Source organism: uncultured Bacillus sp. (assembly GCF_958411575.1).
GTDB classification, from domain to species: Bacteria; Bacillota; Bacilli; order Bacillales; family Bacillaceae; genus Bacillus; species Bacillus spizizenii.
In genome coordinates, this window is sequence record NZ_CATYRA010000004.1 from 75,923 (window position 1) to 99,818 (window position 23,896).

Sequence of the window (23,896 nt, forward strand, 5' to 3'; positions counted from 1 at the left end):
GGGGGATGAGAATGGAAACAATGAAAATTGGAAACATCACGTTGACCTGGCTTGACGGAGGCGTGACACATATGGACGGAGGTGCCATGTTCGGCGTCGTTCCAAAGCCGCTATGGTCTAAAAAATATCCAGTTAATGAAAAAAACCAGATTGAACTAAGGACAGACCCTATCCTCATTCAAAAGGACGGGATGAATATCATCGTCGACGCCGGAATTGGGTTCGGCAAGCTGACTGATAAACAAAAACGAAACTATGGCGTGACACAAGAAACGAATGTGAAAACATCATTAGCGGCACTTGGATTAACGGTTGCTGATATAGATGTAGTCGCTATGACACACCTTCATTTCGATCATGCATGCGGTTTAACGGAATATGAAGGAGAACAGCTCGTCTCTGTCTTTCCGAATGCAGTGATTTATGCATCAGCTGTTGAATGGAATGAAATGCGCCATCCAAATATCAGATCGAAAAATACGTATTGGAAAGAAAACTGGGAGGCTGTTGCGGGCCAAGTTAAAACCTTTGAAGACACCTTAACGATCACAGAGGGGATTACGATGCATCACACCGGAGGCCATAGTGACGGACATAGTGTACTTATATGTGAGAATGCTGGTGAAACCGCCGTACATATGGCAGATCTAATGCCGACACACGCCCACCGCAATCCGCTATGGGTGCTGGCTTATGATGATTATCCGATGACCTCTATACCGCAAAAGCAGAAATGGCAGGCATTCGCAGCCAAAAAAGACGCTTGGTTTATTTTTTATCATGATGCTGGATATCGCGCGCTTAAATGGGATGAGGATGGAAGTATCAAAGATTCAGTCAAGCGAATGAAGCAATAGCATATTTTTATGTTTACCCTGCATGTTTTCCGGCTATTAATGCAAACCTAGTATTAATTATGCTCAGAAAGGAAGAGGCAGGGTGAAACAATTCAAAGTAACAAACGAAGGAGACATTCAAACAACATTAAGAGGCCTTGAAGTACTCTCTGTTCCTTTTTTGAACAAAGGTGTTGCTTTTACTGAGGAAGAAAGAAAAGAACTTGGTTTAAAAGGCTTTCTGCCGCCAAAGGTATTAACAATCGAAGATCAGGCGAAAAGAGCATACGAACAATATTCCGCACAGCCTGACGAATTGAGCAAAAATGTCTATTTGACAGCACTGCATGATCGGAATGAAACGCTGTTTTACCGCCTGTTAAATGACCATTTAGGGGAAATGCTCCCGATTGTCTACACACCGACAGTCGGAACGGCGATCCAGAGATACAGTCATGAATACAGAAAGCCGAGAGGGCTCTATCTGTCAATCGATGACCCGGACGGTATGAGAGAAGCATTTAAACAGTATAAAGATCAAAGCGATACGATCGATTTAATTGTTGCAACTGATGCGGAAGGCATTTTAGGAATCGGGGACTGGGGCGTCGGCGGAATCGCCATTTCTATCGGCAAGCTTGCGGTTTATACGGCGGCTGCCGGCATTGATCCGAGCAGAGTGCTGGCTGTCGTTTTAGATGCGGGGACAAATCAGGAGAGCCTCTTAAACGACCCGCTTTATGTCGGCAACCAGCATTCCAGAGTGCGCGGGGAACGCTATGACCAATTTATTGATGATTACGTTGAGCTGGCAAGAGAAACGTTTCCAAATGCACTGCTGCACTGGGAGGATTTCGGAGCGAAAAACGCGCGCAGCATTTTGAAACGCTATAAAGATAAAGTGTGTACGTTTAATGATGATATCCAAGGTACAGGCGCTGTTTCGCTGGCGGCAGTCTTATCCTGTGCAAAAGCGTCTAAAGTGCCGCTGAGAGATCACAGAGTCGTCATATTCGGAGCGGGGACAGCAGGAATCGGAATTGCTGAACAGCTGCGGGAAGCATTGGTGCGCGAAGGGCTGAGTGAGGAAGAATCATACCAGCGCTTCTGGTGCATAGACCGAAACGGGCTGTTAACAGATGATATGGATCAACTTCTCGATTTCCAAAAGCCTTATGCCCGTTCGGCTGATGAAGTGAAGGATTATCAGCGTAACGGAGAAGGCGGGGGCATTGATCTCCTTGAAGTGGTCCGGCAGGCGAAACCGACGATCCTGATCGGGACATCTACGGTTTCCGGTGCCTTTACTGAAGAAATTGTAAAAGAAATGGCGTCACACGTAAAACGTCCGGCGATTTTGCCGATGTCGAATCCAACAACTCTTTCTGAAGCAAAACCGGAGGATTTAATTCAATGGACAGAAGGCCGTGCGCTGATTACGACAGGAAGCCCGTTCCCGCCAGTAGAATATAACGGTGTGACGTACCATATCGGCCAAGCAAACAACGCGCTTGTTTTCCCTGGTCTCGGGCTTGGAACGATTGTCACCAAATCAAAATTAATAACCGATGGCATGTTTGAAGCATGTGCCCGCGCGATCGCAAGTATGGTCAATGTCGGGGTGCCTGGCGCGCCGATGCTTCCGAAAGTAGAGGATTTGCGGACTGTATCGGCAACCGTCGCAGTTGAAGTGGCTAAAACTGCAATTAAGGAAGGCGTTGCGACGGAAGAGCCTGAGGACATCATACAGGCTGTGCAGGACGCAATGTGGTATCCGGTATATAAACCGATTCGCGCGATATAATAAAAAAAGAGCCGCTGCATGAGCAGCGGCTTCTATTTTACGCTTGTCCGGCGTTAAGAGGCGATTGTATCAATGACATCTACAATTTCCCCCGTCTTCGCATCCACCATGACTTCATACTGCTCTAATTCTCCGAAAGCTGATCGTGTAATGCCGGTTTTGTACACCTGTACTGTTTCTCCGTTCACATTGTAAGGCTCCGGCTGGGTGTAAATCCATGATCCATCAATCGGCCCCCGCTGCTTAAAAGCAGATTTTACGATTCGAAGCGCTTTTTCTGAAGAAATATAAGGCTTCATCACATATTGTTTCACAACGACAGCCGTACAAATGCCAAGTCCTGCTCCTAAAAGAAGATGACGCAATTTCAAAATAAAGCACCTCCTGGTTGATCGTACTTTTCATTATACAGAAACCGCCAAATCCTGTTAAGCAATACGCGGCTGATCGAGCAGATTCGGTCAGGGTGCTTGGAAAACTTGATTTTTTCTAATAAAATAAAAGGACTACATAGAAATGAGGGGAAAACATGAATCAAGAAACGAAAGCGCTTTTCCAAACACTGACGCAGCTTCCCGGCGCGCCGGGCAATGAGCATCAGGTTCGTGCTTTTATGAAGCAGGAGCTTGCCAAATATGCCGATGACATCGTTCAGGACAGACTGGGAAGTGTTTTCGGAGTCAGAAAAGGCGAAGAGGGCGCACCGAGAATCATGGTAGCCGGGCATATGGACGAAGTCGGCTTCATGGTTACATCCATCACAGACAACGGGCTGCTCAGGTTCCAGACGCTAGGGGGCTGGTGGAGCCAGGTGCTGCTTGCACAGCGAGTTGAAATTCAAACAGATAACGGGCCGGTTCCGGGTGTGATTTCAAGCATACCTCCGCATCTGCTGACAGATGCTCAGCGAAATCGCCCGATGGATATCAAAAACATGATGATCGATATTGGAGCGGATGATAAGGAAGATGCTATCAAAATCGGCATAAAACCGGGACAGCAGATTGTTCCTGTCTGTCCGTTTACGACGATGGCGAATGAAAAGAAAATATTATCAAAAGCGTGGGATAACCGGTATGGATGCGGCTTGAGCATAGAACTTCTGAAGGAATTGCACGGAAAAGAGCTTCCGAACACGCTTTATGCGGGCGCAACGGTTCAGGAAGAAGTGGGGCTGAGAGGCGCGCAGACGGCTTCTCATATGATTAAACCGGACTTGTTTTTCGCGCTTGACGCCAGTCCGGCAAACGATATGAGCGGTGACAAAAATGAATTTGGCCAGCTTGGAAAAGGCTTTTTGCTCCGCATTCTTGACAGAACGACAGTCATGCACCGCGGAATGAGAGAATTTGTTCTTGATATGGCGGAAACACATGATATTCCATATCAATATTTTGTATCAGGCGGGGGAACAGATGCAGGCAGAGTTCATATTTCGAACAGCGGCGTTCCTTCAGCCGTTATCGGAATTTGTTCCCGCTACATTCATACGAACGCTTCTATCATTCATATTGATGATTATGCTGCTGCGAAAGAAATGCTCATCAAACTTGTAACAGCCTGCGATAAGCAGACGGTGGATGCAATTAAAGAAAATATGTAAGAATTCAAAAAAGCTTGTTGAACGGGGCAGTAAGCCCGGATCGACAAGCTTTTTTCTTATTCTGTTTCAAATACATAGGAAAGGGCCTTAATGGCTTGGTTCACGGTTTCAACCGTTATATTTGCTTTGTTGGAAAGCTCTTTTAAAGGATGGTGGAGCGATTCCGGCCGAATAATAATCAGGGGTTTTCCTTTTGCGATTGCATATGATGCATCCATTGCCGTGTTCCACTGTTTGTATTTTTCGCCAAACAGGGCGATCACAAAGTCTGCTTTATTCATCAGGACGGCGGTTCTGAAGTTGTTTATGTCTGAGGCTTTGTCATCTTTCAAAACGGCATTTGGCTGAATGCCCACAATTTCTTCTCCGATATTGTCTGATCGGTCATGATTCTCCATCGGGCCGACAAACGTAATCGGCAGCTTCAGAGATTTTGTTTTCTCTTTGATTTCCTCGCGCCAATTGCTGTGGATTTCTCCTGCTAAATAGACGATAAACTCCATACTGAATCACTCCTTATGTATGTCCATCTGTAAATTTTACCCTCATGTACACGATGTTAAACGAAACGAGCTTGATAATGCAAATGAAATATGATAATGATAATGGGAAAGCCAATCTTACATATTCATTCGTTGCATATAAGTGGTTTTGCCGCAAGCAGTTTGGTATGATCCAAATGGACGAGTATCGATAAACAAACATGTAAGAACATAAACAACTGGAGGGATATGAAATGAAAAAAATTGAATCAACTCAAGAGCTGGAAAAAGCGGTAAAGGATGATTGGGCGGTATTTATGTTTTCAGCCGACTGGTGCCCTGATTGCCGTTTTGTAGAGCCTCTTCTGCCTGAACTGGAAGCGAACTTCCCTGAATTCACTTACTACTACGTAGACCGCGACAAATTCATTGATACGTGTGCAGAGTGGGAAATTTACGGGATCCCAAGCTTTGTGGTGTTTAATGAAGGAAAAGAAGTAAATCGTTTTGTGAGCAAAGACCGCAAAACAAAAGAAGAAATTGAACAGTTTTTAACTGACTCTCTCGCTAAAGCGTAAAGGAGGACATCGGTTTGAAAATGACCTCAAGGAAGCTGTCAGATATACTGAAACAGCGCCTTCAGCACGAGAATCGCTCCTTTCTGTTTGACAGAGAAAAAGACACCCTTCGTGTTGAGGATCAAACGACCAAAAAGGGAATTACGCTCGACCTGCCGCCGATTATTGCAAAATGGGAACTGAAAAAAGACGAAGCCATTGATGAGATTGTGTACTATGTCTCCGAAGCAATGACGGCAATGGAAGGGAAGGCTCAGGAAATGACCGGAAAAGAAAGCCGCATTTATCCGGTTATCCGCTCGACTTCTTTCCCGGACAAGTCCAGCGAAGATATTCCGCTTATTTATGACGATCATACCGCAGAGACAAGAATTTATTACGCGCTTGATCTTGGGAAAACCTATCGTTTAATTGATCAGCGCATGCTTGAGAAAGAAAACTGGACAAAAGAGCGGATCAGAGAGACGGCTGCATTTAATCTCCGTTCCCTGCCGACGGTTGTCAAAGAGGATACGGTTGCCGGCAATTACTTTTATTTCTTCAGGGCAAACGACGGTTACGACGCCAGCCGGATTCTGAACGAAGCGGTTTTAAATGAGTACAAGCAACGTGCAGAAGGTGAGCTGGCAATCTCAGTTCCGCACCAGGACGTTCTGATTCTTGCTGACATCCGGAATGAATCGGGGTATGATATTCTAGGACAAATGTCGATGAGCTTCTTTGCAGGCGGCACCGTTCCGATTACCGCCCTTTCATTTTTGTACAATGAAGGAAAGCTGGAACCGGTGTTTATCCTGGCGAAAAGCCGTCCGAAAAAGGATTAGAAAGGATTTTTACTTATGAACGCTTTTTATAATAAAGAAGGTGTGGGAGACACGCTCCTGATCTCTCTTAAAGATGTGACACGTGAACAAATAGGCTATGAAAAACACGGTGACGTCGTCAAAATGTTCAATAACGAAACAAAGGAAACCACGGGATTCAACATATTCAATGCGTCTTCTTACTTGACCATTGATGAAAACGGCCCTGTTGAGCTCTCAGAAACATTTGTGCAAGATGTGAATGAGATTCTAAGCAGAAACGGCGTTGAAGAAACATTAGTCGTTGATTTATCTCCGAAGTTTGTTGTGGGGTATGTGGAATCAAAAGAAAAACATCCGAATGCGGATAAACTAAGCGTATGTAAAGTCAATGTAGGAGAAGAAACGCTTCAGATCGTCTGCGGCGCACCTAACGTTGACCAAGGCCAAAAAGTTGTCGTTGCCAAAGTGGGCGCCGTGATGCCGAGCGGACTTGTCATTAAGGATGCAGAGCTTCGCGGTGTTCCGTCAAGCGGAATGATCTGCTCAGCAAAAGAGCTCGCTTTGCCGGATGCCCCTGCTGAAAAAGGAATCTTGGTGTTAGAAGGAGACCATAAGGCGGGAGACGCATTTCAGTTTTAGACTCCCATAAATCCGACCCAAAAAACGAATCATGTGAAAAAAGCCGCTAAGCTCTTGTTTAGCGGCTTTATTTTGCTGATAGCTTAATCTTTTCTGGGCCGACCAGCAATGGTATACTAAAAACCGTCCCAGAAAACTATAAGGGAGTTAGAGATAAATTATGAGTTGGCTTCATAAATTTTTTGATTTGTTTTTAGGCGAGAGCGAAGAGAATGCTGAACGGGAGAAAAAACCTGCTCAAATTCCGCAGCAACAAGAAGTACATCATCCTGAAGGACAATTAAAAAGATTGGAAGATCCTAAAATATATTATGAATATCCAAAAGGCAAGTTCCGTTTTCCAATCGTGCCTGATGGATACAAAAATCAAGACTTGAGAAGGCGCCGAGCACCATCGGACGAACCGAAATCCGCGCCTCGTCCAAGCGCCGCATCATACAGAGAACGTCCTAAAGATGAAAAAGAGCAGCATACATATCAAACATCAGAGCCGGCGAAGAAACCGTTTAAACCGACAAATATCCCTTCGCCTATATATGGATTCAATCAAAAACCATCCGTCAAAAAGGATGTGCCGAAACAGCCTTCTGAACCATTGAAGGCACCGGACAAATCTGTAAAAGAGAAAGTAACACTGCTGTCAGAAGAGATTGAACGTGAACGCAGCTATCCTGCTCCAGACAGGCCGGTACAGCACGTGAAAGAACGACCCTTTCCGGATAGCCAATTCGAAGAACAGCCTTCTGGCGTATTAAACAGAACGACTGCAGGGCATGAAGAAGCGCGGGTGCAGCGCCCAGCCGAAGGAAGGTCAGACAAGAGAGTGCCATCTGCTGCCGACATTCAGCAGCGGCCTGAAAAAGACGCCCCTTTCTTCCCTGCGGGACAAAATGAAGAGCAAACAGTACCTGAAACACTGACAGATACGGTGGCTGAGCCACAAGAAGATCTTACAGGCAGTGAAGTAAGCCGTGAAGACATCAAGTCTGAGACTGAGGTTCAAGAAGAACAAAGGGAACAACAGCCAGATGAATTAGAAGAATCTGTGTTCCGTGGTGAACAAAATGAAGGGCAAACAGCACCTAAGTATCTGACAGAGGCAGTATCTGAGGCCGAAGTATCAGAAGAGCCGTCAGACAGCTCAGTAAACAATCATCACGAAATCGCGGCAGAAGCTGCTGAGACCCCATCTGTTCAAGGAGAGCAAATGGAAATTCAACAGGAAGAACCTTCCTTATTTACTGATCATAAGCATTCAGCATCTGAGATTCTGACTCAAGCAGTAACTGATGCCAATGAATCAGAAGAGCCATCAGACAGCATAGTAAATAATCAGTACGATATCCTGGGAGAAGCTGAGGACACAAAGATAGATGTTCAGCCAGACAGCCAGGCAGAATCGGTGCAGAATGACAGCCGGGAGCAGGGTTCCAGACCGTTTCCTGCAGCCCATGAAAATCGGCAGGAAATCCATGCGAACGAAGCCATAGAGGAGCCGCAAAAAAGGCCTGTCATGCAGGAGAAACGGACTGAACGAAGCGCATCTCCTCAAAAAGGGCCGTCCGTTCCTTTTAATGTCATGATGCTGAAAAGAGATACACATAAACAGCAAAAAGCAGAGGAGCGCCGCGGCAGCTATGTGTTTCCGAATGTCGCACTGCTTGATGTCCCGCCAGCACAAGTTCAGGACGATACTGCGTGGATCGAAGAACAGCGTCAGCTTCTTGATTTGACCCTGAAAAATTTCAATGTCCGCGCCAATGTGGTCCATGTGACCCAGGGGCCGTCTGTCACAAGATTTGAAGTGCATCCCGAGCCAGGCGTTAAGGTAAATAAAATCACCAACTTATCTGATGATATTAAACTCAGCCTGTCCGCAAGAGATATTCGGATTGAAGCGCCGATTCCGGGGAAAAACACGATCGGAATTGAAGTGCCGAACCGCTCGAGCAAGGTGGTTGATTTGCGCCAGATGATTCGCAGCTCAGCCTTCAGGACAAGCAAGTCACCGCTCACGGCTGCGCTGGGATTGGATATCTCAGGAAACCCTGTCGTTATCGACTTAAAGAAAATGCCGCATGGTTTGATTGCGGGCGCCACGGGCTCGGGAAAAAGCGTTTGCATCAATACAATATTAGTCAGCCTGTTGTATAAAGCCGATCCGAGTGAGGTAAAGGTGCTGCTGATTGATCCGAAAATGGTAGAGCTGGCCCCTTACAACAAAATTCCTCATCTCGTCAGCCCGGTCATTACTGATGCCAAAGCGGCTACGGCTGCGTTAAAGTGGGTCGTTGAGGAAATGGAGCGGCGCTATGAGCTGTTTGCCCATTCAGGTGTTCGCGACATTGACCGCTTTAATCAATTAACCGCTGATCATCACACGGGCGAAAAGCTGCCGTATTTAGTTGTGGTTATTGATGAACTTGCTGATTTGATGATGGTGGCTCCAAATGATGTGGAAGAGAGCATTGCGCGAATCGCCCAAAAAGCCAGAGCGTGCGGAATTCATCTGCTTGTCGCAACTCAGCGGCCGTCAGTCGATGTCATTACCGGTCTGATTAAGGCGAATATCCCGACGAGAATCGCATTTTCTGTCTCAAGCCAGGTTGATTCCCGAACGATCATTGACATCGCAGGTGCAGAAAAGCTTCTCGGAAAAGGGGATATGCTCTTTTTGGAAAACGGCTCGGGAAAACCTGTCCGCCTTCAAGGTAACTTTGTGTCGGACCGCGAAATCGACCGCGTTGTTTCCCACGTCAGAAAACAAATGCCGCCAACCTATTTATTTGAACAAGAAGAACTTGTAAGACAAGGATCAGCCCTGAAAGAAGAGGATGAACTGTTTTACGAAGCGTGTGAGTTTGTTGTTGAGCAAAACAGCGCGAGCACTTCAAGTCTGCAAAGAAGATTTAGAATCGGATACAATCGCGCGGCAAGGCTGATTGATATGATGGAAGCGGAAGGCATGATCTCTGAGGCAAAAGGAAGCAAGCCTCGAGAGGTGCTGATCACAGCAAGTGATTTAATAAACGAATAATAAAGGTTCATTTTCAGACCAAACATGGTATGACAGTGTTTAGAGCATTTAACAGCTATGCCGCTTTACAGCAGGTGCGCATAAACAATTCTTGATATCTAGGTTTAATCGGAAAGAAATAACCGGATACTAAATATAACAAAACATATAAAATACGCCGCTAAGGAGGCTTTTCAGCCGCCGCGGTCGCAAATTGAAATGAGCGTCATATACTGGGGAACAGATAGACGTTTGTTGGAGGTACAATTATGACTGTTTATCATTTTGTTGGAATAAAAGGGACCGGTATGAGTCCGCTTGCCCAAATACTTCATGATAATGGATATACTGTCCAAGGATCGGATATCGAAAAATTTATTTTTACGCAAACAGCGCTTGAAAAAAGAAATATTACGATTCTTCCTTTTAGCGCGGATAATATCAAACCCGGCATGACAGTCATCGCCGGAAACGCATTCCCAGACACGCATCCTGAAATTGAAAAAGCCATGTCTGACGGAATTCCGGTGATACGTTATCATAAGTTTTTAGGCGACTACATGAAAAAATTCACTAGTGTTGCCGTTACGGGCGCACATGGCAAAACGTCGACTACGGGTCTGCTGGCTCATGTGATCCAAAACGCGAAACCGACGTCTTTCTTAATTGGGGACGGAACAGGCCAGGGAAATGAAAACAGTGAATACTTTGTGTTTGAAGCGTGTGAATATCGCCGCCATTTCTTAAGCTATCAGCCAGACTACGCGATCATGACAAATATTGATTTTGATCATCCTGATTACTTCTCAAGCATTGACGATGTGTTTGACGCTTTCCAAGAGATGGCTCTGCAAGTCAACAAAGGAATTATTGCCTGCGGAGACGATGAGCATCTGCCGAAAATTCATGCGAACGTACCTGTTGTATATTACGGCACGGGGGAAGAAAATGATTTTCAAGCCAGAAACATCGTAAAAAGCACGGAAGGGACAACTTTCGATGTATTTGTACGCAATACATTCTATGATACGTTTTATATTCCTGCGTACGGCCACCACAATGTATTAAACTCATTGGCGGTCATTGCGTTATGCCATTATGAAGAAATTGATTCCAGCATCATTAAGCATGCCCTCAAATCATTCGGCGGCGTCAAACGCAGATTCAATGAGAAGCAGCTCGGGGATCAAGTGCTGATAGATGATTACGCTCACCACCCGACAGAAATAAAAGTGACGATTGAGGCGGCAAGACAGAAATACCCTGATCGTGAAATCGTCGCGGTATTTCAGCCTCATACATTTACACGGACGCAGCAATTCCTTGACGAATTCGCAGAAAGCCTGAGCGGGGCTGACTGTGTGTATTTATGTGATATTTTCGGCTCAGCCCGGGAGAATGCAGGAAAGCTGACAATCGGCGACCTGCAGGGAAAAATTCATAATGCTAAGCTGATTGAAGAAGATGACACCTCTGTTTTAAAAGCTCATGAAAAAGCCGTTCTCATCTTTATGGGAGCAGGAGATATCCAAAAATATATGAGAGCCTACGAAAACGTCATGGCATAATAAAAAGCAGTGATCTCACTGCTTTTTATTTATCTGATGGAAAAGCTTGTTAAAGGATTTTCTTACATAATGGAGAATAATATGTATACAGCCCAGTACACATGTTTATGATTGAAGAAAACGGGTAAACAGCAGTATATCCTGCAGCAAGGAGGTTTGAGATGATTATCATTCTTTATTTAAGCGTTGCACTCATCGCAGTCGCATTTCTGGTATTAGTGATCTACTTGTCTAAAACATTGAAGTCACTGCAGCTGACACTAAAACATGTCGCATCCACTCTCGAAGGGCTGGAGGGACAAATGAAAGGCATCACAACTGAAACAGCCGAGCTTTTACATAAGACCAATCGCCTGGCTGAAGATATTCAGGAAAAATCAGAAAAGCTGAACACGGTCGTTCATGCTGTTCAAGGGGTGGGAACTTCTGTACAGCAGTTCAATACATCCATGAAACAGGCGGCAGGGTCTGTATCGGCATCAGTAAGAGAAAATCAAGACAAGATCAATCAAGTTGTCACATGGAGCCAAGCGGCAATGGAAATTTGGGAGAAATGGAAGCAAAGGAAAAAAACAACTCTCTAAGAGAAAAAAACACTATGAGGAGGAATAATGATGAGCAAAGATGGAATTAATAGTAAAGATTTTTTAATCGGAACTTTAATCGGGGGAATCATCGGTGCCACTACCGCTCTTTTTCTAGCGCCTAAATCAGGCAAAGAACTTCGCGATGATCTCGGCAGCCAAGCTGTTGCTTTACGAGACAAAACTGACAAAATGACGACAGATGCGAAGGAAAAAGGCACGCAATATGTCAGCATTGCAAAAGACAAAACATCCAACATCACACAGCTTGTAGCGGATCAGTCAGGGCAGATCATGAACAAGGTGAAGGATTTAAGAGATCGTTCCAAATCTGCAAAAACAGATTCATCAACTGATATGCAAGAGATGAGAGAAGAAGCGATGCAGGCGGCAGACGAAACGAAAGATCAAGTCCTTCAAACGAAGGAAGATGTAAAAGACGAACTGAAAGATGCACAAAAGCAGGCTGAGCATATCAATCGCTGAGCCGGGAAGGAAGAGCTTGAGACATGGCAAAACAGCTTATTCAATCTGAGGAAGAATTTAAACGGATTGCAGAACAGGAAGGCACTTTCGTCTTCTTTAAGCACAGCATCACATGCCCGATCAGCCAGGCAGCATTTCATGAGTTTGATGCCTTTGCAAATCAGCATGAGGATGTGCCAGCTTATTATCTGCAAGTACAAGAAGCCCGGCCGCTGTCAAATTTCATCGCAGAAACATACGGCGTAAAGCACGAAAGCCCTCAGGTTTTCGTCATCCAAAGCGGCGAGGTTAAATGGCATACCTCACATTCACAAATTACAGAAGCGGCTATTAAGCAGCATTTGTCATAAAAAAAGCGTCCAGATATAATCTGGCGCTTTTTTTTTGAAAAAACCCTTGAACATTGCCCTTACATCATGTAGGATAACTTCATAGATTACTTTATCACTTAAAAGCGTTTGGGTAATAAAGTAGAGTTTTTATAAAATTTTTTGTATTTCAGTATTTCCATTTGGAATTACTTATAGTAAGATGCATGATAACTACAGAATAAAAAAATGAATGTGCAGGGAAAGGATGAAAAAAATGAGCAACACAGAGTTAGAGCTATTAAGGCAAAAGGCAGACGAATTAAACCTACAAATTCTAAAATTAATCAACGAACGCGGAAATGTTGTAAAAGAGATCGGTAAAGCGAAGGAAGCACAAGGTGTCAACCGATTTGATCCTGTCAGAGAACGTACAATGTTAAATAATATCATTGAAAACAATGACGGGCCGTTCGAAAATTCTACCATCCAGCACATTTTTAAAGAGATATTCAAAGCCGGTTTAGAGCTTCAGGAAGAAGATCACAGCAAAGCGCTGCTTGTCTCCCGTAAGAAAAAACCTGAAGATACAATTGTAGATATCAAAGGTGAAAAAATCGGAGACGGCCAGCAAAGATTCATTGTCGGCCCATGTGCGGTAGAGAGCTACGAGCAGGTGGCTGAAGTGGCTGCGGCTGCGAAAAAACAAGGAATTAAAATATTGCGCGGAGGAGCCTTTAAGCCTCGTACGAGCCCATACGATTTCCAAGGGCTTGGTGTTGAAGGCCTTCAAATCTTAAAACGTGTAGCGGACGAATTTGATTTGGCAGTAATCAGTGAAATCGTAACCCCGGCTCATATCGAAGAAGCGCTGGACTACATTGATGTCATTCAAATCGGAGCGCGCAATATGCAAAACTTCGAGTTGCTGAAAGCGGCCGGCGCAGTGAAAAAGCCAGTGCTTCTGAAGCGCGGACTTGCTGCAACGATCTCTGAATTCATCAATGCTGCTGAATACATCATGTCACAAGGAAATGATCAAATTATCCTTTGTGAGCGCGGTATCAGAACATACGAAACAGCAACAAGAAACACACTGGATATTTCTGCCGTGCCGATTTTGAAACAAGAAACGCATTTGCCTGTCTTTGTTGATGTTACGCATTCAACTGGCCGCCGCGACCTCTTGCTTCCGACAGCTAAAGCTGCTTTAGCGATCGGTGCAGACGGCGTAATGGCTGAGGTTCACCCTGATCCGTCAGTCGCACTTTCTGACTCTGCTCAGCAAATGGCGATTCCTGAATTCGAAAAATGGCTGAATGAACTAAAACCTATGGTGAAAGTCAACGCTTAATTGAACAATCCAAAAGGCCGCGTCTGCGGCCTTTTTTTATGCTTTCTCGTTTAATTAGTTATAAAATCCAAGTATACGTTTTCATCATCTATAAAAACGTGTATAATTTCATGAGAAGTATTTAAATTTGATGAATAATGAAAAATAATGTACACTACTGACTTACGCTTACAAATCATAAACGACATAAATTCGGACATTATGACATTTCTCTACATAAAGTGTTTATGCTATAGATAAGGATAAGTGTATCCAGTAAAAGGAGTGGTTTTAGGATGAGCAATATTACGATCTACGATGTAGCGAGAGAAGCTAATGTAAGCATGGCAACCGTTTCCCGTGTCGTGAACGGCAACCCGAATGTAAAACCGACAACGCGGAAAAAAGTCTTGGAAGCCATTGACCGTCTCGGTTACCGTCCAAACGCGGTGGCAAGAGGGCTGGCAAGCAAAAAAACAACAACTGTAGGTGTCATCATTCCCGATATCTCAAGCATTTTCTATTCAGAGCTTGCGCGCGGAATTGAAGATATCGCGACAATGTATAAATACAATATTATTTTAAGCAACTCTGACCAAAACATGGAGAAAGAGCTGCACCTGTTAAACACAATGCTCGGCAAACAAGTGGACGGCATCGTGTTTATGGGCGGAAACATTACGGACGAGCATGTTGCGGAATTTAAGCGTTCTCCAGTGCCGATCGTACTTGCTGCTTCTGTAGAGGAGCAGGAGGAAACACCGTCAGTCGCGATCGATTACGAACAGGCGATTTATGATGCAGTGAAGCTATTGGTTGATAAAGGGCATACAGATATCGCATTCGTTTCCGGACCAATGACAGAACCGATCAACCGTTCGAAAAAACTGCAAGGTTATAAACGTGCGCTTGAAGAATCGAACCTTCCGTTTAATGAACAATTTGTCGCTGAAGGGGATTACACATATGATTCCGGACTTGAAGCGCTGCAGCATCTGATGAGCCTGGACAAAAAACCGACTGCCATTCTTTCTGCAACTGATGAAATGGCACTCGGGATTATCCATGCGGCTCAGGATCAAGGCTTATCCATTCCTGAGGATCTCGAGATTATCGGCTTTGATAATACGAGATTAAGCCTCATGGTTCGTCCGCAACTTTCAACAGTTGTTCAGCCGACATATGATATTGGCGCCGTTGCGATGAGACTGCTGACGAAGCTCATGAATAAAGAGCCGGTTGAAGAGCATATCGTCGAACTGCCGCACCGTATAGAGCTAAGAAAGTCAACCAAGTCATAAGAAAAACAAGAGAGCAAGCTTCACCATTAAGGTGAATTCTTGCTTTTTTCATGGGGAGAAATGATGAAACGTTTTGATTATCTTACACCTGTTGGTTTTGTGTTAGGAACGATTATTATTGTTATAGGGATTATCTCGGGATCGGGAGTAAGCGGTTTCCGCTCTTTTCTTGATCTGACCTCTTTCTTCATCGTAACAGGGGGACTATGCGCCGCTGTTTTTATCAGTTTTCCGCCGAGAGAGCTGAAAAAAGCGCCCTCTGTGTTAAAGCAGGCATTTATCCGCCAGGAAGACAATGTGAAAGATCTTGTGAAAACCTTTGTCTCTCTTTCCGATCACGCGCGTAAACACGGGCTTTTATCATTGGATGATCAGACTCGGGAAATCAAAGATCCATTCTTGAAAAAAGGGCTGCTTCTAGCAATTGACGGCTGGGATGAAGAAACGATTCGGCTCGTCATGGATTCAGAAATCGCAGCAATGGAGGAACGGCACCGCAAAGGACGGCGTGTTTTTGAAAAAGCGGGGGAATTCGCTCCGGCATGGGGAATGATCGGAACACTCGTCGGGCTCGTGCTGATGCTCAAAAACTTAAATGATCCACATATGCTTGGACCGAATATGGCCATTGCGCTTCTGACGACCTTATACGGTTCATTACTGGCGAACATGGTCTTCAACCCGATTGCTGCAAAGCTCGAAGAAAAAACAGAAAGTGAAATCTTTATCAAGCAGGTAATGGTGGAAGGTATTATCGGAATCCAATCCGGAAAAAACCCGCGCAATCTCGAAAGCCAGCTTGTCGTTTTCAGCTCCCGGGAAGAATGGCGGAAGCAGCCAAATCAAGTAAAAACAAAAAAGGGATCTGTACATGAAGCTTAGAAGAGAACGTTTTGATAGAAGGAATGGAAGCGGGAAAAACAGCCATTCTTCCTCAAGCTGGATGGTCACCTTTTCAGATTTGATCACTTTGATCCTTGTGTTCTTTATTTTACTTTTTTCTATGTCCCAAATCGATCTGCAAAAATTTAAAGCGGCAGTTGATTCGATCCAAAAGGAAGGCGGCGGGCTTCAGCCGGACCAAACGTCCATAGAAAAAAAGAATACCTCGCCAGCCGATGCGAAGAAGCAAGAGGATCAGCAGGATCAGCTTCTCAAGAAAGTAAATACATATATAAAAGACAATCATTTGAAGGCCCAAATGACAGCCAAACGGGATGAACGCGGTGTCGTGCTCGTTCTGCAGGAGGCTGTGCTGTTTGATTCAGGTGAGGCAAAGGTGCTGAAAAATGCTGAAACACTTCTTCACCAAATTGCTGTTCTTCTTCAAACAATTCCAAATGACATTCAGGTGGAGGGCCATACAGACAGCCGAAACATTTCGACATACCGATACCCGTCTAACTGGGAGCTGTCGGCAGCGCGGGCGAGCGGAGTTATTCAATATTTCACATCAAAAGAAAAACTTCCCTCCAAGCGCTTTATCGCTGTCGGTTATGCAGATACAAAGCCTGTAAAGGATAACAAGACAAACGAACACATGAAGGAAAACCGGCGTGTGGAAATCGTCATCAAAAAATAAAAAACGACCTCTTCGTAAAGGTCGTTTTTTATTTTGTTCTTTGCTGCTGCTCAGATCGTATCGCATATAATGCTTTGCTGACGGTTTGTGCATTTTTTTCTGTAATTTCTGGCTTGCGGGGAATCGGAGGATATAAATCGGCCGGATCGCTCCAGCTGGACGGAAGGGTGACGGGGCATTGTTTTTGCCATTTAGCGATCCAATCCTGCGGGATATCGTCTCCCGGATCAATTCCCTTCATTTCAAGCCATATTCTGGCCCAGGCACGGGGCACGACACGCCAAATATCATAGCCGCCGCCTCCCACTGCAATCCATCTTCCTTCGCAATACTGGTGCGCTAACGTGTGTGCAAGCCGGGGAATTTCTTCGTATATGTTGATTGTTGCAGATAAATGTGTCAGCGGATCATAGTAATGGGCATCGGCGCCGTTTTGGCTGATAATGACATCCGGCTGGAAATAAGCAGCTATTTCGGAAGCCGCTGTCTGGTAAGCTTCAAGAAAAGAATCATCCTCTGTAAAAGCGTCAAGAGGGATATTAAAGGAATAGCCATATCCTTTTCCGCTGCCTTTTTCCTGGATCTGGCCGGTTCCGGGGAATAAATACCTTCCTGTCTCATGAATGGACAGCGTGCATACGTCAGGGTTATCGTAAAACGTAAATTGCACACCGTCTCCATGGTGGGCGTCCGTGTCAATATAAAGCACTCTGGCTCTGTATTTTTTCTGAATATATTGAATCGCCACAGCACTGTCGTTGTATATGCAAAACCCTGAAGCTCTCCCCCGAAAGCCGTGATGTAGGCCCCCTCCAAGGTTGGCGGCATGCAGGGCTTGTCCTGACATCACCCAGTCTGCGGCCGTTAAGGTGCCACCGACTAAGAGTGATGCCGCTTCGTGCATGCCGGCAAAGACAGGTGTATCCTCTGTGCCGAGCCCGTAGCTTTCTCCTTCTTTAACGGGAAGCTTTCCCGCGCCCGCAAGCTTGACCGCCTGAATATAATCGTCCGTATGGACAAGGGCGAGCTCCTCTTCTTCCGCGAGTCTGGGACTGACAATGTCTCCATCACCAAAGGCATTGATCGTCTTGAGTAAATCGTATGTTAACAGAACCCGCTGCTGATTAAATGGATGTTCCTGATGAAACATATAGGTTTGATACGATGGAGAATAGATAAATACACTGTCTCTCATAGCAAATCCCTTTGCTCTGACGGCCATATGACGTGGTGCCCATTTCTTTGTAATGCCTGCAAAAACGGCAGCGGATTCATCGTTTTTACACGGAAGACAAGCACTTTTACACCGGGATCATCATGCGGATAAACAAGCACGCTTAATATTTTCACTTGAAGGTCTTGGCAAAGGCTGCTGATCTCCGCGAGGCTTTTGGTGATGTCGTTTACTTTTATTTCGATTTGCGATCCCGGCTGGTCAGCGCCTGTCAATTTGACAAACGTCCGGAGCAAATCGGTTTTTGTCAAAATGCCTACTACTTTTTGATGCTGCACCACTGGGAGACAGCCGATGCCATGCTCGTAGAACACAGCAGAAATTTCTTCGACAAAATCTAACGGGTGGGCGCAGACGACATCTTTTTTCATAATTGAATCTACGCTTCGTGTGAGAAATCGGCTCCGTTTGCTTTCTTCAAAAATACTCGGGCTGGCCTGTTTCATGTCTCTGTCTGTAATCATGCCGATCACATGGCGGTCTTCGTCTACAACAGGCAGATGCCTGATATGGAACTCCTTCAGTTTGCATATTGCTGTTTCAAGCGTATCCGTCTTCGTTAATGTAATGACATCCCTTTTCATGATTTGCTCAACAATCATTATTTTTTCCCCTTTGTCAGTGTCAGTTAATACATATAACGATGATAAAAACGGAGCCTGTCAAATTGTTCAATTGATTCTTGGCTGACGTTTTTTCCGATGCGGGCCATCAGACAGTTTGCAGGGTGAGAGCTGATCTCCGGCTCATCCGTTGCAAACCAGACCAATCCGCCTGCATTCATCATCTTTTCCATGATCTTTCTGTATTCCCACACATCTTTTTTCATCCCTTTTAAATCCCAATGCCAGTAATATTCTGTCGTCATCACGATGTAGTTTTCCATTTGTTCATCCATCATGCTGACGGTTAGTAGCGTTTTTCCGACAGAACATCCCCGATAGGCCGGCGCTACCTCGATGGCACCGAGCTCAAGCAAGTTCTCCATATTTCCTTCAGACCATCTTTCGAGCGGGTCAGGATATAAATACGTCACATAGCCGACGATGGTTCGGCCGTCTCTGGCAATAATAATGCGCCCCTCGGGAAGGCCTGCAATGTCGACTAACGCTTCATGCTGCTCACGGGGCGGGCGAAATGCGGTTAAATCGTTATGAAACTCGTAACCTGCTAAATCCCCTGGAGACACAGGCCCTTCTATCAGTAAGGAGCCGGTTGCTGTTTTGATGTTTGCTGAATGGTATGTTTTATGATGTTCCACTGATCCACCGTCCCATCAATTCTTATAAAAATACATGCCTTCTTTAAGAATAACAAATTATAAAGCGTTTTCAATACGGTTTATATTTTAAAAATTGAGAAGAATATGAATATATACTATAATAAATGTGACAACTTCAGCAAAGGGGGATGTTTGGGCATGAATTTGAAAGCGTTACCAGCAGTGGAAGGGGATCATCATTTAAAAAACTATGAAGAAACGTACCGGCATTTTGATTGGGCCGAGGCAGAGAAACATTTCTCCTGGCATGAGACAGGGAAACTAAATGCGGCGTATGAAGCGATTGACCGTCATGCCGAATCGTTTCGAAAAAACAAAGTAGCGCTTTATTATAAAGACGCAAACCGGGATGAAAAATACACATTTAAAGAAATGAAAGAAGAATCAAACAGAGCTGGGAATGTGCTGAAACGGTATGGAAATGTGGAAAAAGGGGACCGCGTTTTTATTTTTATGCCGAGATCACCCGAGCTTTATTTTATTATGCTTGGCGCTATCAAAATTGGCGCCATCGCGGGGCCGCTGTTCGAAGCATTTATGGAGGGAGCGGTGAAGGACCGGCTTGAAAACAGCGAGGCGAAGGTTGTTGTCACAACGCCTGAACTGCTGGAGAGAATACCGGCTGACAAACTGCCTCACTTACAGCATATATTCGTAGTCGGCGGAGAGGCTGAGATCGGCGCAAATATCATCAATTATGATGAAGCGGCAAAACAGGAGAGCACAAGACTGGATATCGAATGGATGGACAAAAAAGACGGCTATCTGCTTCACTATACATCTGGTTCCACTGGAACGCCAAAGGGTGTGCTTCATGTTCATGAAGCGATGATTCAGCAATATCAGACAGGAAAGTGGGTCCTTGATTTAAAGGAAGAAGACATTTACTGGTGTACAGCTGATCCGGGCTGGGTGACAGGTACGGTATACGGCATTTTTGCACCGTGGCTGAATGGAGCGACAAATGTCATCGTCGGCGGCCGTTTCAGCCCGGAAAGCTGGTATGGAACGATTGAGCAGCTTGGCGTCAACGTCTGGTACAGCGCGCCGACCGCGTTTCGAATGTTAATGGGAGCGGGAGATGAGATGGCTGCGAAATATGATTTAACCTCACTTCGGCATGTGCTCAGTGTCGGTGAACCGTTAAATCCGGAAGTCATCAGATGGGGGCACAAAGTCTTTAACAAACGAATTCATGATACATGGTGGATGACAGAAACGGGCAGCCAGCTCATCTGCAACTATCCTTGCATGGATATCAAACCGGGCTCAATGGGTAAGCCGATTCCCGGTGTGGAGGCAGCAATCGTTGACAATCAGGGCAACGAACTTCCACCGTACCGAATGGGTAATCTCGCCATTAAAAAGGGCTGGCCTTCCATGATGCATACCATTTGGAATAATCCTGAAAAGTACGAATCGTATTTCATGCCGGGCGGCTGGTATGTGTCTGGCGATTCTGCTTATATGGATGATGAAGGGTATTTCTGGTTCCAAGGCAGAGTTGATGACGTCATCATGACCTCCGGTGAGCGCGTCGGCCCATTTGAAGTGGAAAGCAAGCTTGTCGAACATCCGGCTATTGCAGAAGCAGGCGTGATCGGGAAGCCTGATCCGGTGCGGGGAGAAATCATTAAAGCTTTTATCGCACTCAGAGAAGGATTTGAGCCGTCCGATAAACTGAAAGAAGAGATCCGCCTATTTGTGAAGCAGGGTCTTGCAGCCCATGCGGCTCCGCGTGAAATTGAATTTAAAGATAAGCTTCCGAAAACCCGGAGCGGAAAGATCATGAGACGCGTGCTGAAGGCGTGGGAGCTGAATCTGCCGGCCGGAGATCTGTCAACGATGGAGGATTAAAAGGCGACGTTGACACGGGATTTTATTTATGTTAAAAATGATATAGCTTCATATGAAAAGGTAAAGATTGAGACAAGTAGAATATCCTTACGTTCCAGAGAGCTGATGGCCGGTGAAAATCAGCACAGACGGATATCTCGAATACACTCATGAACCGCTTTTGCAAACAAAGCCGGCCAGGCTTTCAGTAGTGAAAGAACGGACCTGATCCGTTATCAGGCAAAGTGATAAGACGAATGTTTTGCATTCTCTTATTAGTAGGGTGGTACCGCGATAATTAATCGTCCCTTCGTGTAAACGAAGGGGCGTTTTTATTTTAATCAAAAAAGGAGCTTTATCTCATGACAAACTTACTTGAAGACTTATCCTTCCGCGGATTGATTCAGCAAATGACGGATGAAGAGGGATTAAATAAACAGCTGAATGAAGAAAAAATCCGCCTGTACTCAGGCTTTGATCCGACAGCAGACAGCCTGCATATCGGACACCTGCTGCCTATTTTAACACTTCGCCGTTTCCAGCTGGCGGGGCATCATCCGATAGCGCTTGTGGGCGGCGCGACGGGCCTCATTGGCGATCCGAGCGGAAAAAAAGCGGAGCGTACATTAAACACTGCTGACATCGTATCCGAATGGTCCCAAAAAATCAAAAACCAGCTGTCCAGATTTCTGGATTTTGATGCAACAGAAAATCCTGCTGTCATCGCGAACAACTTTGACTGGATCGGCAAAATGAATGTGATCGACTTCCTGCGTGATGTCGGTAAAAACTTCGGCATCAATTACATGCTGGCAAAAGACACGGTCAGCTCAAGAATTGAATCCGGCATTTCATACACGGAATTCAGCTACATGATTCTTCAATCTTATGATTTCTTAAATCTATACAGAGACAAAAACTGTAAGCTGCAAATCGGCGGAAGCGATCAGTGGGGGAACATCACAGCGGGTCTTGAACTGATCAGAAAATCAGAAGAAGAAGGAGCGAAAGCGTTCGGCCTTACCATTCCGCTTGTCACAAAAGCAGACGGCACGAAGTTCGGAAAAACGGAAGGCGGCGCTATCTGGCTTGATAAGGAAAAAACATCGCCGTATGAATTCTATCAATTCTGGATCAACACAGATGACCGTGACGTTGTGAAATACTTAAAATACTTTACGTTCCTATCAAAAGAGGAAATTGAAGCATACGCTGAGAAAACAGAAACGGCGCCTGAAAAGCGTGAAGCGCAAAAACGCCTGGCAGAAGAAGTGACAGCACTCGTTCATGGACGTGAGGCGCTGGAGCAAGCTATTAACATCTCCCAAGCGTTGTTCAGCGGCAATATTAAAGAGCTTTCTGCCGAAGACGTAAAAGTCGGCTTTAAAGATGTTCCATCTATGGAAGCTGACAGCAGCCAAGAGCTTTCACTTGTAGATGTATTGGTGCAATCTAAATTATCTCCATCTAAACGCCAAGCCCGTGAAGACATTCAAAACGGAGCTGTTTACATTAACGGCGAACGCCAGACGGAAATAAATTATATCTTATCGGGTGAAGACCGCATCGAAGGCCAATTTACTGTCCTGCGCCGCGGGAAGAAAAAATACTTCCTTGTAACTTATAAATAAGAAAAAAATCCTTTGCCGTTAAGGGCAAAGGATCTTTTTTTGTTTAGCGCATAGGAAAGACAGGAAAAGAGTATATTAGATAGGGCAAACACGATCAATCACCACCTTTTAACAGAAAGGAGCGCTCACCGTGAATCTCATGTTTACGATTGCAAAAGAAAGGCTGCAGCGGGATTATTGGGAACAGCAGGCGCGAGATAGTGTTGGCCAGCAAGAGGTAAAAGACGAAACAGACGATAAAAAAACCCCGACCGCATAGCGGCAGGGGTTTTTAAAACGATTAACGAGAGTAGAACTCAACGATAAGCGCTTCGTTAATTTCCGGAGCAAGTTCAGAACGCTCAGGAAGACGAGTGAAAGTACCTTCAAGCTTTTCAGCGTCGAAAGTAAGGTATTCAGGAACGAAGTTGTTCACTTCAACAGATTCTTTGATGATAGAAAGATTTCTTGATTTTTCGCGAACACCGATTGTTTGACCAGGTTTTACTTGGTAAGACGGGATGTCAACGCGGCTTCCGTCTACAAGAATGTGACCGTGGTTAACCAATTGGCGAGCTTGACGGCGAGTACGTGCTAAACCTAGCTTGTACACAACGTTATCAAGACGAGAATCTAAAAGAATCATGAAGTTTTCACCGTGTTTACCAGCTAGTTTGCCAGCTTTGTCAAACAAAGTGCGGAATTGGCGTTCGTTTACACCGTACATGTGACGAAGCTTTTGCTTTTCTTGCAATTGCAAACCGTATTCTGATAATTTTTTACGTTGTCCTGGACCGTGTGGACCTGGAGCGTAAGGGCGTTTTTCTAATTCTTTTCCTGTACCGCTAAGAGAGATTCCTAGACGGCGGGACAGTTTCCAAGATGGACCTGTATAGCGAGCCATAATGTGACTCCTCCTTTGGTTTTATTTTTGTGGAAAATAAAAACCGTCTGCTCTATTCGACCATGTACATTTTGTTTTCATGTATCCTCGCTCCAGCAGCAGAG

General features: G+C 45.1%; 25 protein-coding genes and 1 other annotated feature. Of the genes, 19 read left to right on the plus strand and 6 right to left on the minus strand.

The features are described from left to right. The first annotated feature begins 11 nt into the window (after positions 1-11). Together Q5C82_RS08165 and Q5C82_RS08170 are read left to right on the plus strand one after the other, a co-directional pair. A complete protein-coding gene (locus Q5C82_RS08165; protein ID WP_003223428.1) occupies positions 12-857 on the plus strand; it encodes an MBL fold metallo-hydrolase in 846 nt (281 codons plus the stop codon). An 82-nt stretch (positions 858-939) separates the two neighbouring features. Then, the gene (locus Q5C82_RS08170; RefSeq protein WP_003223430.1) at positions 940-2,640 is read left to right on the plus strand and encodes an NAD-dependent malic enzyme; all 1,701 of its coding nucleotides are present in this window, start codon (positions 940-942) and stop codon (positions 2,638-2,640) included. A gap of 53 nt (positions 2,641-2,693) precedes the next feature. On the opposite strand, the gene Q5C82_RS08175 is transcribed toward Q5C82_RS08170, so the two are convergent. After that, on the minus strand, positions 2,694-3,011 hold the full coding sequence (locus tag Q5C82_RS08175; RefSeq protein ID WP_003223432.1) for a PepSY domain-containing protein: 318 nt from the start codon (positions 3,009-3,011) through the stop codon (positions 2,694-2,696). A 158-nt stretch (positions 3,012-3,169) separates the two neighbouring features. On the opposite strand from Q5C82_RS08175, the gene Q5C82_RS08180 reads away from it, so the two are divergent. Next, complete coding sequence (locus Q5C82_RS08180; protein WP_003223434.1) at positions 3,170-4,243, plus strand: M42 family metallopeptidase; 1,074 nt, start codon at positions 3,170-3,172, stop codon at positions 4,241-4,243. Positions 4,244-4,299: 56 nt separating this feature from the next. Here the strand turns inward: Q5C82_RS08180 and Q5C82_RS08185 are convergent, their stop codons facing one another. Beyond that, the gene (locus Q5C82_RS08185; RefSeq protein WP_003223436.1) at positions 4,300-4,746 is read right to left on the minus strand and encodes a YtoQ family protein; all 447 of its coding nucleotides are present in this window, start codon (positions 4,744-4,746) and stop codon (positions 4,300-4,302) included. A 77-nt stretch (positions 4,747-4,823) separates the two neighbouring features. On the opposite strand from Q5C82_RS08185, the gene Q5C82_RS08190 reads away from it, so the two are divergent. From Q5C82_RS08190 to motS, 13 genes are all read left to right on the plus strand, one after another. Then, positions 4,824-4,940: a hypothetical protein gene (locus Q5C82_RS08190; protein WP_136975886.1), complete on the plus strand. Its 117-nt coding sequence runs from the start codon at positions 4,824-4,826 to the stop codon at positions 4,938-4,940. A gap of 39 nt (positions 4,941-4,979) precedes the next feature. Beyond that, complete coding sequence (locus Q5C82_RS08195) at positions 4,980-5,303, plus strand: thioredoxin family protein (protein WP_003223438.1); 324 nt, start codon at positions 4,980-4,982, stop codon at positions 5,301-5,303. 14 nt (positions 5,304-5,317) lie between these two features. Further along, positions 5,318-6,127: a DUF1444 domain-containing protein gene (locus tag Q5C82_RS08200; protein ID WP_003223439.1), complete on the plus strand. Its 810-nt coding sequence runs from the start codon at positions 5,318-5,320 to the stop codon at positions 6,125-6,127. A 15-nt stretch (positions 6,128-6,142) separates the two neighbouring features. Next, positions 6,143-6,748, plus strand: coding sequence for a YtpR family tRNA-binding protein (ytpR, locus tag Q5C82_RS08205; RefSeq protein ID WP_003223441.1), 606 nt, complete (start codon positions 6,143-6,145; stop codon positions 6,746-6,748). Between the two features lie 160 nt (positions 6,749-6,908). Continuing rightward, entirely contained in the window at positions 6,909-9,785 is a 2,877-nt protein-coding gene (locus tag Q5C82_RS08210; protein WP_003223444.1) for a DNA translocase FtsK, read from the plus strand. A 248-nt stretch (positions 9,786-10,033) separates the two neighbouring features. Next, a complete protein-coding gene (gene murC / locus Q5C82_RS08215; RefSeq protein ID WP_003223446.1) occupies positions 10,034-11,332 on the plus strand; it encodes a UDP-N-acetylmuramate--L-alanine ligase in 1,299 nt (432 codons plus the stop codon). A 161-nt stretch (positions 11,333-11,493) separates the two neighbouring features. Further along, positions 11,494-11,916, plus strand: a complete 423-nt coding sequence (locus Q5C82_RS08220; RefSeq protein ID WP_003223447.1) for a DUF948 domain-containing protein — start codon at positions 11,494-11,496, stop codon at positions 11,914-11,916. 30 nt (positions 11,917-11,946) lie between these two features. Further along, positions 11,947-12,402: a YtxH domain-containing protein gene (locus Q5C82_RS08225; protein WP_003223450.1), complete on the plus strand. Its 456-nt coding sequence runs from the start codon at positions 11,947-11,949 to the stop codon at positions 12,400-12,402. 23 nt (positions 12,403-12,425) lie between these two features. Continuing rightward, positions 12,426-12,752, plus strand: a complete 327-nt coding sequence (ytxJ, locus tag Q5C82_RS08230) for a bacillithiol system redox-active protein YtxJ (protein ID WP_003223452.1) — start codon at positions 12,426-12,428, stop codon at positions 12,750-12,752. A gap of 235 nt (positions 12,753-12,987) precedes the next feature. After that, positions 12,988-14,064, plus strand: coding sequence for a bifunctional 3-deoxy-7-phosphoheptulonate synthase/chorismate mutase (locus Q5C82_RS08235; RefSeq protein ID WP_003223454.1), 1,077 nt, complete (start codon positions 12,988-12,990; stop codon positions 14,062-14,064). A 275-nt stretch (positions 14,065-14,339) separates the two neighbouring features. Next, a complete protein-coding gene (gene ccpA, locus Q5C82_RS08240; RefSeq protein ID WP_003223457.1) occupies positions 14,340-15,344 on the plus strand; it encodes a catabolite control protein A in 1,005 nt (334 codons plus the stop codon). Positions 15,345-15,407: 63 nt separating this feature from the next. Beyond that, the gene (motP, locus tag Q5C82_RS08245) at positions 15,408-16,226 is read left to right on the plus strand and encodes a flagellar motor protein MotP (protein WP_032727402.1); all 819 of its coding nucleotides are present in this window, start codon (positions 15,408-15,410) and stop codon (positions 16,224-16,226) included. Further along, a complete protein-coding gene (gene motS / locus Q5C82_RS08250; protein ID WP_003223460.1) occupies positions 16,216-16,926 on the plus strand; it encodes a flagellar motor protein MotS in 711 nt (236 codons plus the stop codon). Before motP ends, motS begins: the two co-directional genes overlap by 11 nt. A 28-nt stretch (positions 16,927-16,954) precedes the next feature. On the opposite strand, the gene Q5C82_RS08255 is transcribed toward motS, so the two are convergent. From Q5C82_RS08255 to acuA, 3 genes are read right to left on the minus strand one after another with little or no spacing between them, the layout of a single operon-like run. Next, positions 16,955-18,121, minus strand: a complete 1,167-nt coding sequence (locus Q5C82_RS08255; RefSeq protein ID WP_003223462.1) for an acetoin utilization protein AcuC — start codon at positions 18,119-18,121, stop codon at positions 16,955-16,957. Then, positions 18,118-18,762 (minus strand): acetoin utilization AcuB family protein, encoded by a 645-nt coding sequence (locus Q5C82_RS08260; RefSeq protein WP_003223464.1) that lies wholly within the window; start codon positions 18,760-18,762, stop codon positions 18,118-18,120. The genes Q5C82_RS08255 and Q5C82_RS08260 overlap by 4 nt, the downstream gene beginning before the upstream one ends. Before the next feature lie 26 nt (positions 18,763-18,788). Next, on the minus strand, positions 18,789-19,421 hold the full coding sequence (gene acuA / locus Q5C82_RS08265) for an acetoin utilization protein acetyltransferase AcuA (protein WP_003223467.1): 633 nt from the start codon (positions 19,419-19,421) through the stop codon (positions 18,789-18,791). Between the two features lie 159 nt (positions 19,422-19,580). Between acuA and acsA the strand changes: the two genes are divergently transcribed. The 3 genes from acsA to Q5C82_RS08280 all read left to right on the plus strand — a co-directional run bounded on the left by acsA (position 19,581) and on the right by Q5C82_RS08280 (position 23,168). Next, a complete protein-coding gene (gene acsA, locus Q5C82_RS08270; RefSeq protein ID WP_003223469.1) occupies positions 19,581-21,299 on the plus strand; it encodes an acetate--CoA ligase in 1,719 nt (572 codons plus the stop codon). A gap of 54 nt (positions 21,300-21,353) precedes the next feature. Then, positions 21,354-21,591: a binding site (T-box leader), on the plus strand. 49 nt (positions 21,592-21,640) lie between these two features. After that, positions 21,641-22,909 carry a tyrosine--tRNA ligase gene (gene tyrS / locus Q5C82_RS08275; RefSeq protein WP_003223470.1) on the plus strand — a complete coding sequence of 423 codons (1,269 nt, stop codon included), beginning with the start codon at positions 21,641-21,643 and terminating at the stop codon, positions 22,907-22,909. 130 nt (positions 22,910-23,039) lie between these two features. Beyond that, positions 23,040-23,168 (plus strand): hypothetical protein, encoded by a 129-nt coding sequence (locus tag Q5C82_RS08280; protein WP_003223472.1) that lies wholly within the window; start codon positions 23,040-23,042, stop codon positions 23,166-23,168. A gap of 21 nt (positions 23,169-23,189) precedes the next feature. Here Q5C82_RS08280 and rpsD read toward each other — a convergent pair whose 3' ends face one another. Next, a complete protein-coding gene (rpsD, locus tag Q5C82_RS08285) occupies positions 23,190-23,792 on the minus strand; it encodes a 30S ribosomal protein S4 (protein WP_003223474.1) in 603 nt (200 codons plus the stop codon). Positions 23,793-23,896: the final 104 nt, after the last annotated feature.

Coding starts and splice junctions, on each gene's coding strand:
- Q5C82_RS08180 (WP_003223434.1), top strand. CDS start 3,170: ATGAATCAAGAAACGAAAGCGCTTTTCCAAACACTGACGCAGCTTCCC.
- Q5C82_RS08220 (WP_003223447.1), top strand. CDS start 11,494: ATGATTATCATTCTTTATTTAAGCGTTGCACTCATCGCAGTCGCATTT.
- ytpR (WP_003223441.1), top strand. CDS start 6,143: ATGAACGCTTTTTATAATAAAGAAGGTGTGGGAGACACGCTCCTGATC.
- Q5C82_RS08260 (WP_003223464.1), bottom strand. CDS start 18,762: ATGATTGTTGAGCAAATCATGAAAAGGGATGTCATTACATTAACGAAG.
- murC (WP_003223446.1), top strand. CDS start 10,034: ATGACTGTTTATCATTTTGTTGGAATAAAAGGGACCGGTATGAGTCCG.
- rpsD (WP_003223474.1), bottom strand. CDS start 23,792: ATGGCTCGCTATACAGGTCCATCTTGGAAACTGTCCCGCCGTCTAGGA.
- Q5C82_RS08235 (WP_003223454.1), top strand. CDS start 12,988: ATGAGCAACACAGAGTTAGAGCTATTAAGGCAAAAGGCAGACGAATTA.
- Q5C82_RS08185 (WP_003223436.1), bottom strand. CDS start 4,746: ATGGAGTTTATCGTCTATTTAGCAGGAGAAATCCACAGCAATTGGCGC.
- Q5C82_RS08210 (WP_003223444.1), top strand. CDS start 6,909: ATGAGTTGGCTTCATAAATTTTTTGATTTGTTTTTAGGCGAGAGCGAA.
- motS (WP_003223460.1), top strand. CDS start 16,216: ATGAAGCTTAGAAGAGAACGTTTTGATAGAAGGAATGGAAGCGGGAAA.
- motP (WP_032727402.1), top strand. CDS start 15,408: ATGAAACGTTTTGATTATCTTACACCTGTTGGTTTTGTGTTAGGAACG.
- acsA (WP_003223469.1), top strand. CDS start 19,581: ATGAATTTGAAAGCGTTACCAGCAGTGGAAGGGGATCATCATTTAAAA.
- Q5C82_RS08190 (WP_136975886.1), top strand. CDS start 4,824: ATGCAAATGAAATATGATAATGATAATGGGAAAGCCAATCTTACATAT.
- Q5C82_RS08255 (WP_003223462.1), bottom strand. CDS start 18,121: ATGAGAGACAGTGTATTTATCTATTCTCCATCGTATCAAACCTATATG.
- Q5C82_RS08225 (WP_003223450.1), top strand. CDS start 11,947: ATGAGCAAAGATGGAATTAATAGTAAAGATTTTTTAATCGGAACTTTA.
- ytxJ (WP_003223452.1), top strand. CDS start 12,426: ATGGCAAAACAGCTTATTCAATCTGAGGAAGAATTTAAACGGATTGCA.
- Q5C82_RS08195 (WP_003223438.1), top strand. CDS start 4,980: ATGAAAAAAATTGAATCAACTCAAGAGCTGGAAAAAGCGGTAAAGGAT.
- tyrS (WP_003223470.1), top strand. CDS start 21,641: ATGACAAACTTACTTGAAGACTTATCCTTCCGCGGATTGATTCAGCAA.
- ccpA (WP_003223457.1), top strand. CDS start 14,340: ATGAGCAATATTACGATCTACGATGTAGCGAGAGAAGCTAATGTAAGC.
- Q5C82_RS08165 (WP_003223428.1), top strand. CDS start 12: ATGGAAACAATGAAAATTGGAAACATCACGTTGACCTGGCTTGACGGA.